The sequence below is a fragment of the Flavobacterium sp. KACC 22758 genome, from assembly GCF_028736135.1.
GTDB lineage: Bacteria > Bacteroidota > Bacteroidia > Flavobacteriales > Flavobacteriaceae > Flavobacterium > Flavobacterium johnsoniae.
In genome coordinates, this window is the sequence record NZ_CP117878.1 from 5,556,464 (window position 1) to 5,566,578 (window position 10,115).

Sequence of the window (10,115 nt, forward strand, 5' to 3'; positions counted from 1 at the left end):
AATGAACTTCACATACCCTAAAAATGAACGCTTAAAGAGCAAAACAACGATTGGATTACTGTTTTCTGAAGGGAAATCTGTTTCAAAATATCCGCTTCGTTTGGTTTACCGTCAAGCGGAAGAAGCATATCAGGGAAATACTAAAGTGGGCGTTTCAGTTTCTAAGAAATACTTTAAAAAAGCAGTTGACAGAAATTATTTCAAAAGAGTTTTAAGAGAAACTTACAGGCTTAACAAACATTTGCTTTTGGATAATCTGGATCAGCCATATTCTTTCATGATTTTTTATCAGTCGAAAGACCGATTGTCTTATGAAGAAATTAATACTAAAACAATTCAGCTGTTTGAGAAATTTGTACTGCAGATTAACAAACCTGCAGATTCTGAAAAAGAGAACTAAGCCCTGACTCTCAAAAGGTAAGATAATTAATCAGATTAGATAAAAAAATCGTAGTTTTAGCTTTAAATTGAAATTTTATGCGAAATATTTTCTTTTTGTCTGTTTTCTTTCTGATTTTTTCCGGATGCAGTAAATCTAATGAACCGCAGAATGAATCGATGATGATTTCTGCTGTAAAATTACCTGCAAAAGCAAATGTAAATGCAAATGTAAATGCAGACTCTGATTCTTATGATCACAATCCTAATTTGTCTACGCCAAAAATTGAACAGAAAATCATTAAAGAAGCCACTTTACGATTTGAAACCGATGATTTAGAAAATACTTTCAATCAAATTCAAAAAGCGGTTACGGCAGGCAAAGCCACAATTATAAACGATTCTGAAGGAAAAGATTATGGAACCGTTTTTAGAAACCTTACGGTAAAAGTACCAAGCCAGAATTTTGACCATTTTATAAATGATATTTCAAAAGGTGTATCGTATTTTGAAATTAAAAATATTTCTGCACAGGATGTTACAGAGCAGTTTATAGATTTAACTTCAAGATTAAATACTAAGAAAAAACTTGAAGAACGTTATCTTCAAATTTTGCAGAAAGCGGTTAAAGTGAGTGAGATTTTAGAAATTGAAAAACAAATTTCAGTTATTCGCGAGGAAATAGAAGCCAAAGAAGGCCAATTAAAATATTTGCAGAGCCGTGTTTCTGAAAGCACTGTTACCATAGAATTTTACAAAACAACCGCCGAAAAAGAAGGTGTAAAAATATCCTACGGTTCAAAAATCTGGACAGCAGTAAAATCAGGATTCTTTAGTTTATCTGATTTCTTAATTTCGCTGATCAGCGTTTGGCCGTTTATTATTATATTTTGTGTATTAGCCTATTTTATTAGAAAAAGATTTAAAAGAAAAAAACAACAATTATGAATCGTTATTTCAAAAAGAAATTCATTATACCAGCTGTTGCCGCAGGTTTTTTATTTATTGGAACCAGTTTCAAAGAGGACTTTTTTGAGATTGCCAAGCAAATTGAAATCTTCACAACCTTATTCAAAGCCGTAAACACGAATTATGTAGACGAAACCAATCCGGGTGATTTGATGGACAAAGCCATTAAAAGCATGCTGGGAAGTTTAGATCCGTATACGGTTTATTTTAACGAACAGGATGTTGTAAATTTTAAAATCAACAATACGGGAGAATATACGGGAATTGGCGCCATGATTGCCCGCAAAAAAGACCGATTGATTGTTCGTGAACCTTATAAAAATTATCCGGCAGACAAAGCGGGATTAAAAGCAGGTGACGAAATTATACAAATTGGCGATGTTCTAATTGCTGATTTTAAAGATGATGCTTCGCAGTTGCTGAAAGGAACGAAAAACACAAAAATTACCATAAAATACCTGCGTCAGGGAAAAACGTATACGACAGAATTGGTTTTGGACGAAGTCGATATTAAATCGGTTCCGTTTTATGGAAAAATCGATGACAAAACCGGATATATCGTTCTGGCGCATTTTAGCAGAAAGGCTTCTGCCGAAGTTAAAGATGCATTGGAAAAATTAAAAGCCGACGGTGCCACTCAAATTGTTCTGGATTTAAGAGGTAATCCGGGCGGACTTTTAAATGAAGCTATTGATATTTGTAATTTGTTTGTTCCTAAAAATGAAGTTATTGTAACGACAAAATCAAGAATTGAAAAACACAATAACACTTATAAAACAACAAAAGAACCAATTGATACTCAGATTCCACTAGCTATTTTGGTAAATGGAAGAAGTGCATCGGCATCTGAAATCGTATCGGGAGCTTTACAGGATCTAGACCGTGCTGTTGTTTTAGGAAGCAGAAGTTTTGGTAAAGGACTAGTACAGCGTTCTGTCGATTTGACTTACGGAACTCAGTTGAAGGTTACGATTTCCCGTTACTACACTCCATCTGGACGATGCATACAGGCACTTGATTATGCGCACAAAGATAAAAACGGCGTTGCCCAAAAAACAGATGCCAAAAATTTTAATGCTTTTAAAACCCGAAAAGGAAGAACGGTTTATGACGGCGGCGGGGTTTTACCCGACATTGAACTTGAAGAAGCCAAAATGAGCCCAATTACGACCGCTCTGTTGAAAAATGACGGGATATTTGACTACGCAACATCTTATTACTATAAAAACCCAAATCTGGGCGAAAAAATACCGGTTGTTACTGATGCTGATTATTCGGCTTTCAAACAATACTTAAAAGCGAACAAAATTAGTTTTGATACCGAAACTGAAGTTGCTTTAAAAAATACTTTGGCAGCAGCCAAAAATGAAAAAATTGACGAGACTATTGCTCCCGAATATCAACAATTATTAGCCGCATTAGAGAAAAGTGAGAATACGCTCCTTGATAAAAACCAAAAAGAAATTAGAGGTTTAATTCAGGAAGAGCTTATTAAAAGATACCAATACCAGGAAGGTTTGTATCAGTTTTACATTAAGAACAATTCAGAAATTAAGAGAGCAGTAAACGTATTGAATAATCAAACTGAATATAAAACGATTTTAAAAATGTAGAAAATGAAACTTTTCCGGGTCCTTTTTTTGTTTATTATTTACAATTTAGCGGCACAGCAAAAACCAATCGAAACCGTATATTTTGATTTCGACAAATATGATCTTACTGAATCGCAGAGCAAAGTTGTAAATAATTTTATAAAATCGATAGACACGGCAAAAGTTGAATCTATACAAATTTACGGTTACTGTGATGACCGCGGTACTGATGATTATAATTTTCGTTTGTCTCACGACCGGGTTAATACGATACAAAATTTATTAGTTTCATCAGGGTTTAAGGAAAGTAAAATTGTTATTCTTGAAGGAAAAGGCCGTGTTGTAGTAAGACCTGATACAGTCGAAAATCTTTATGAAACCCGATTACGCAACAGACGCGTTGATTTGATTGTGGTAAAACGCAACAGTTTTGGAAAAGATATTTACTCTTCTTTTAAAGACAAATTAAAGGTTGGCGACAAAATATATCTTGAAAGCATTTTGTTTGATATGGGAAGTTCCAGACTCACTAATCATTCTAAAAAGGAACTGGATAAAATTGCGCTGACTCTTCAAAAGCAAAAAAACCTACAATTTGAAATACGCGGGCACGTTTGCTGCACTCCAGAAATTTACAGTGACGGAATTGATAAAGACACCAAAGAAAGAAGACTTTCATGGAACCGTGCAAAAACTGTTTTTAATTACCTGAGTTCTAAAAAAGTTTCAAAAAACAGAATGCGGTATCAAGGCTGTGGGAATAAATTTCCTTTAAGAATGGGTGATAATTACGATCGGCGGGTTGAATTTTTGATTACAAAGATTTAGACCATCATTCAATTTTATTTGGATTTTAAAATTCTATTTTGTCTTAACCAATACTTTAAACAATAGTTATTACTTGTTTGTATATAAATGTTTTATATATAAAAAATAAATCTAAATTAAAAAGCACAAAATTACTTGTTGCAACATTGTTGCTAAATATAAAACTCTTAAAAATTAAAAATCCCGATCGTAAAATGCGATCGGGATTTTTGATTTTTCTAGTAAACAGCACATCATTTTTTCTTCATGATGATTTCCATGCTTTTATATTCTGTTCCGTTTTTAGTGTCGAACATTTCCATTTTTCGAGTTGTGGGATCGACAATAGTATAAACTTCTCTGTAAGGTGTTTTCTTTCCGTTTAACGGGTTAACCATTTCGCCTTTTAATTCCATGCTTTTGGTTTTCTCATCGTATTTTCCCATTGCCACCATCATTCCGGTTCCCATATTGTCTACAAAGGTTGTCGTGTATTCCTGACTGGCATTGTTGTAGGCCAAAGTACTTTTGCCTTCAAATGGCTGTCCCATCATGGTTCCTTTATAATCGGCTTCCTGATAGCGTCCGCCCAAAATCATTCTAATAACTGCTACAGAAGCTGCTTTTTCTGATTTTCCGTTTGGTTCAGACCAAAATATCATATCGCAGTTCCAGGTTCCCACTTCATCTGCCATCATTTTGTGCGGATTTCCCGGAGTTGCATAAGCCTGCCAGGCTTTCATTTGTGCCGCCGAGTCTAAGACTGGTTCTGCTTCAGCTTGTTCTGTTTTTACTGTATCTGAGTCTTTTTCTGTTACTGTTTCTGTCTTTATTTCTTTTTTACAAGAAACAAAACACATTGCAAACAGTACTAATGCTGTGGTTAATTTTTTCATAAGTCTTTGTTTTTATGTTTGTTATAAAAACAAAAGTAAGAAATATATTAATTTGAATTGTTTCAGGCTTGAAGTTTCAGGTTTCAGGTTGCTGCAGTTCGAAAACCTGATACAGATTTTTATCGCTTGTCTATTTTTACTGATTTTATAATTGCTTCAAGATCGAGCATTAGGTCGCGTTCCTGATTTGAGGGAGAATAACAAAATCCTTCAATAACGAGGATTCGGTTATAAAGAGGATCAACAATCGCGTAATTAATAAAAGGACCGGCCATAAAATCATTTTTAAGCTCCCATGTACCTTTGGTCTCAAAAGCTTCTTTATCGTCTAAATGAGTGGCAGAGAAATAAGGCGCATAAGCTTCGCCAGTAATCATTGGTGTGTTTGGTTCACGGCCTTTAATGTAACGGCCTACAGAATCCCTCATTTTGATAATATTGCCCACTACATTGCCTTTTGTTTTAAAATTATGCAATGGAATTTGATATATCAATAAACTGGTATTGCCGCTAATAATATCTTTTTTAAGCCAGATAAAGTTTTTCTTGTGCAAGACATATTCATATCCTGTTGGAATTTGAATATCGATGTGAAATTTGTTTTTTATAACAGCAGGATTTAAAAGCGATTTGCTGTTATCTTCCTGAATTTTTTTGATTTCGGCATCGCGGATCATTTTGATAATCTGTGCTGAATTCAATTCGATACTGCAGATAATATCGTCTATAGATTTTCCATAAATGCGAAATGTGTTGTGAGGTAAAGCTTTACTGTGGGTAATTTCAAACTTTTCGTTTGCTGTTTTTTTTACTACAATAATGCTTCGGCTGTCGGTTACAAATCCTTCCAGAAGTTTGGCAGGATATTGATTAATTGTAAAGAGTGGTTCTTCCTGAGTTAAACCTAAAACAGGAGAAGCGAATTTATTCCGGATGGTATCACCAACTTCTCCATACCATAATTGATCGTCGATAATTATGGAAATGGTATTTGTTTTTCCAGAAACGGGCTGCGACTGCTTGTCTGATTTTAAACAAGAAATCAACAGAAACGGAAGTATTAGAAATAAAAAATGGGTTTTATTCATTTTTTTGATTTAATGAAATAAAACCCAAATTTAAATAAGATTTTTTTATTATCCGTTTATTTTAAGTTTCATTCCCGGTTTAATATCTTCATCTTTAATACCATTCCATTTTTTAATATCTGAAATTGTTACTCCAGGATATTTTTTAGAAATACTGTATAAAGAATCACCTTTTTTTACGTAATAATCTTCGGTTGCACTTTTAGCCGATGGAGCTTTTTTCTTGAAAGCATCTACAGAGTTTGAAGCAATAGCTGTTGCAACTGGTTCTTGAATTTCTGTAACTATTTTAGAAACTACTAATGTTTTTCCTAAACCAATATTATTAGACGTAAGATCATTTAACTCTTTTAAGTCCGCAATAGTCGTACCGAATTTTTTAGCAATGCTTCCTAAATTGTCTCCGGCAGCAACAACATACTCCACAGTTTGAATTGAAACTTTATCTTTATCATCGTTAGAAGCAATTGCTTCTTCTGTATTTTTCTCGATTGCAGGTATAGATTTAGGTTCTTTAACCACTTTTGCCGAGGCATCTATATCTGATTTAATTTTTAAGGTTCTTCCTAATGCTATTGCATTTGTTTTAAGATTATTCCATTTTTTTAAATCTGAAATATTCACATTATACTTATCTGCAATTGTACCTAAGTTATCCCCTTTTCTAACTTTATAAAACTGAATGTCTTTTGAAGATTCTACAGCTTCTCTAACTGGTTTTCCTTTTGGAGCAATTTTAGCTGCCAAACGGGTTGGAATTGTTTTAACCAGAGATTCATGTTCTACATAAGCATAAATTTTATCTTCGTTTGAAACAAATGCTGCAATTTTATCTTTTGGCAGACGAAGGAAATTCATTTCACCATGATAAGCCGGCACTATATTCAGTTTATAAGATGGATTTAAAAGCTGCAGCTGCGATTGCGGCATATCTAATAAATCTGCTAACTGTTTAAATGAGATTTGATTTTTGATGGCAACAGTATCTGTTTCAAAGTTTTTAACCACTGCTCTTTCCGGATTTATTCCGTGTTCTTTGTGGTATTCGAAAAGGTACATAGTAGCATAAAATGCCGGAACGTATCCTTGTGTTTCTTTTGGAAGGTGATTACGAATATCCCAGTATCCTGTTTTACCTCCAGAACGGCGAATTGCTTTTGTAACGTTTCCTGGTCCTGAGTTGTAAGATGCTAAAACTAATTCCCAGTCGTTAAAAACGCTGAACATTCTGGTCATATAATCTGAGCATGCAGCAGTAGCTTTAAGAGGATCGCTTCTTTCATCGATATAGGAATCAATTTTTAAAGCGTATTGTTTTCCGGTTCCGTACATAAACTGCCAAAGTCCCGTGGCGCCCATTTTAGAAACTGCTTTAGGATTTAAAGCAGATTCTACAACGGCTAAATATTTTATTTCCAATGGGATTTTTTCTTTAGCGAAAGTTTCCTCGAATATTGGAAAGTAGTATTCTGATAAAGCCATTAATCGAGAAAACGATTTTTTACGATTCTTAAGGAATGACTTTATTATATTTTCTAATCCTTGATTGTATTCTATCTCAAAAGGAGATTTAGCATTCATTGCTGCCAAGCGCTGTTTTAAAAGTTCTGTTGGCAATTCTTCGTCTACTGTCACATCCTTATTAATGGTTTGAATATCTTTTGTCAAATCATCATAGATGTCTAAGCTTACTAACTCATTCATCCAAAGACTGTCTACTCTTGAAGCAAGATCGTCTTTTTTGAATGTGCTTTTAATAGAATCTAAATAGGACAACTTTACTTCTGGCTTTATTTCTTTTGAATGTTCTGCAGTTTCCTGCGCAAACATCGACATTGAAAACAAAGCTGTAACCACTAAGGAGATTTTCTTTACAATCATATAACATTTTTTTAAAATTCTATAATTCAAACAATTACAGGACTTGTATTTTTGCAAACTTAAAGAGTTTATGCATTAAAAATATGCAAAAAAATGTTAATTGTGATATTTTAGTCTAAAATTGCAGCAATTCCAGGTAAAACTTTTCCTTCTAACATTTCCAGCATAGCCCCGCCGCCAGTAGATACATAGCTCATTTTATCTTCAAATCCGAACTGTTTTACTGCTGCAACAGAATCACCTCCTCCTACTAGAGAAAATGCTCCATTTTTAGTTGCTTCTGCAATAAAATCACCTAAAGCGATAGTTCCTTTTGAGAAAGTTTCCATTTCAAAAACTCCTAATGGACCATTCCAAAGAATTGTTTTTGACTCTAAAATAACTTTTTTGAAGTTTTCTAAAGATTTTGGACCTGCATCAAGACCCTGCCATCCATCAGGAATTGCAGTTACGTCTACAATTTGTGTATTTGCTGTATTTGAAAAATCGTCAGCCGCTACAACATCAACAGGAATGTGCACCTGTACGTTTTTCTCTTTTGCCAATCTCAAAATTTCAAGTGCTAAATCTAGTTTGTCGTCTTCGCAGATTGACTCACCAATTTTTCCGCCTTGTGCTTTAATGAACGTAAAAGTCATTCCACCACCAATAATCATGTGGTCTACTTTGTCTAATATATTCTCGATAACTGTAATTTTTGAAGAAACTTTAGATCCTCCTAAAACTGCAGTAACAGGTTTTTCGCTGTTTTTAAGTACTTTGTTTAAACTGTCAATTTCTTTTGCCAATAAAGTTCCGAAACATTTGTCGTTTGGAAAAAACTGTGCAATAATTGTTGTTGAAGCGTGTGCTCTGTGTGCTGTTCCGAAAGCATCATTCACATAGATATCTCCCAGTGAAGCTAATTCTTTAGCAAAAGCAACATCTCCTGCTTCTTCTTCAGCATGAAAACGTAAATTTTCTAATAATAAAACTTCTCCACGCTGCAGGTTTTTAGCCGCTGTCTGAGCTGGTTCTCCAACGCAGTTTTCAGCAAACTTAACCTGAACACCTAAAATTTCAGAAGCTGTTTTTAAAATATGTTTCAAAGAGTATTTTTCTTCAGCACCTTTTGGTCTTCCTAAATGTGACATTAAAATTACACTTCCGCCCTGAGCTAAAATAGCATCGATAGTTGGTTTTGCAGCTTCAATACGTGTTGTATCTGTTACATTAAAATTTTCATCTAACGGCACATTAAAATCAACACGGATAATTGCCTTTTTATTTTTAAAGTCGAAATCGTTTAGAGTTTTCATTTGATAATTTTTTAGTTTTTTTGAAAGAAAAACAAATATAGAACATTTCGGCTTGTGTTAAATTCGAAAAAAACGAAAAATAGTGCATCATTACAACGAAAACGATGTAAACACTGAAAAAAAACAAAAATTTAGGAAATAAAGAAAAAAATCGATCTTCTTTAAAATATAAAAACTTACTGTATTTGATCTACAGTAAGTTTTTAATTGTAATTATTAATCGTGAACCGGACTTTGCGTACAAGGACAGTTACTAATCGATTGTAAGAAATCAAATCCAATAGTTACGACATGCGTACCTGTATTGTAGGCTCCCAAATCGTTAAACATAACCTGATATGAATATCCAAAATAGAATTTAGATTTCATGAAACCAGCCATTGGCCCAACTGATAAAGGCTTTGGAAACTGGTCGTTTAGGAAACGATACGAAACTCCAATCCAATAGTAATCTTCGTATCGATTGTATCTTCTGTATTTAAAGTTAAAATCGGTAGTAGAACGTTTATCACTCGCAAAATACTGGTAGTAAATAGATGGTTCGTATTCGATACGTCTGTTTTCAGCATCTTTGAAAATCATACCTGTATAAACCTGATAGTTTGAAAGCAGGTCTGGCTCAACTCCACGGTATTTGTTTGTATTTTTCTTTAAAACGTTATTAGCATTAAAACTGATATAAAAGTTTTTGTTACGATACAAAGCACTAATATCAAAGTTATTATTTGTTGTATAACGATTGTCTGTTACAGACGGATCCAGAATTGGGTGTTCGATTGTGTTGTTGAACTCATCGATATCAATTCTAAATGTATTAAAGTTATACGAAAGACCAAATGACAAATACTGCTCACCGTAATAATCTAAAATAAGGTGGTGTGCAAAAGAGACTTTGGCACCAGTTTGTTTAGTATATCCATTTTTATCATTGTACATAGAGATACCAACACCTGAACGGTCCAGGATTCTAAAATCAGCATAAAGAGACTGGTTTTGAGGTGCATCTTTAATTCCGACCCATTGTGTTAATCCATTGGCTCTAATACGAAGGTTATCTCCAATACCTGCATAAGCAGGAGAAAGTACAAAAGGGTTATCAGCTAAATACTGAGTAAACACTGGTAGGTTTAACTCTTGGCTGTAACTTGTTGTTACAGCCATGAGTACTAAGGATAAAATAAACTTTTTCATTGTAATAATTTTTTT

9 protein-coding genes are annotated in these 10,115 nt (G+C 33.8%); 4 read left to right on the forward strand and 5 right to left on the reverse strand.

The annotated features are described in order from the left end of the window. Position 1: 1 nt before the first annotated feature. The 4 genes from rnpA to PQ462_RS23770 all read left to right on the forward strand — a co-directional run bounded on the left by rnpA (position 2) and on the right by PQ462_RS23770 (position 3,767). Complete coding sequence (gene rnpA / locus PQ462_RS23755; RefSeq protein ID WP_274251860.1) at positions 2-400, forward strand: ribonuclease P protein component; 399 nt, start codon at positions 2-4, stop codon at positions 398-400. Between the two features lie 77 nt (positions 401-477). Further along, positions 478-1,326 carry a DUF4349 domain-containing protein gene (locus PQ462_RS23760; RefSeq protein ID WP_274251861.1) on the forward strand — a complete coding sequence of 283 codons (849 nt, stop codon included), beginning with the start codon at positions 478-480 and terminating at the stop codon, positions 1,324-1,326. Then, positions 1,323-2,960, forward strand: coding sequence for a S41 family peptidase (locus PQ462_RS23765; protein ID WP_274251862.1), 1,638 nt, complete (start codon positions 1,323-1,325; stop codon positions 2,958-2,960). Before PQ462_RS23760 ends, PQ462_RS23765 begins: the two co-directional genes overlap by 4 nt. 3 nt (positions 2,961-2,963) lie before the next feature. Continuing rightward, positions 2,964-3,767, forward strand: coding sequence for an OmpA family protein (locus PQ462_RS23770; RefSeq protein ID WP_274251863.1), 804 nt, complete (start codon positions 2,964-2,966; stop codon positions 3,765-3,767). Positions 3,768-4,000: 233 nt separating this feature from the next. Here PQ462_RS23770 and PQ462_RS23775 read toward each other — a convergent pair whose 3' ends face one another. The 5 genes from PQ462_RS23775 to PQ462_RS23795 form a co-directional block, all read right to left on the reverse strand. After that, positions 4,001-4,642, reverse strand: a complete 642-nt coding sequence (locus PQ462_RS23775; protein ID WP_274251864.1) for a DUF1579 domain-containing protein — start codon at positions 4,640-4,642, stop codon at positions 4,001-4,003. Between the two features lie 119 nt (positions 4,643-4,761). Further along, on the reverse strand, positions 4,762-5,730 hold the full coding sequence (locus PQ462_RS23780) for a DUF4837 family protein (RefSeq protein WP_274251865.1): 969 nt from the start codon (positions 5,728-5,730) through the stop codon (positions 4,762-4,764). A gap of 48 nt (positions 5,731-5,778) precedes the next feature. Further along, a complete protein-coding gene (locus PQ462_RS23785; RefSeq protein ID WP_274251866.1) occupies positions 5,779-7,611 on the reverse strand; it encodes a lytic transglycosylase in 1,833 nt (610 codons plus the stop codon). Between the two features lie 110 nt (positions 7,612-7,721). Continuing rightward, entirely contained in the window at positions 7,722-8,909 is a 1,188-nt protein-coding gene (locus tag PQ462_RS23790; RefSeq protein ID WP_274251867.1) for a phosphoglycerate kinase, read from the reverse strand. Between the two features lie 216 nt (positions 8,910-9,125). Next, complete coding sequence (locus PQ462_RS23795) at positions 9,126-10,100, reverse strand: PorP/SprF family type IX secretion system membrane protein (protein ID WP_044048232.1); 975 nt, start codon at positions 10,098-10,100, stop codon at positions 9,126-9,128. Positions 10,101-10,115 lie beyond the last annotated feature (15 nt).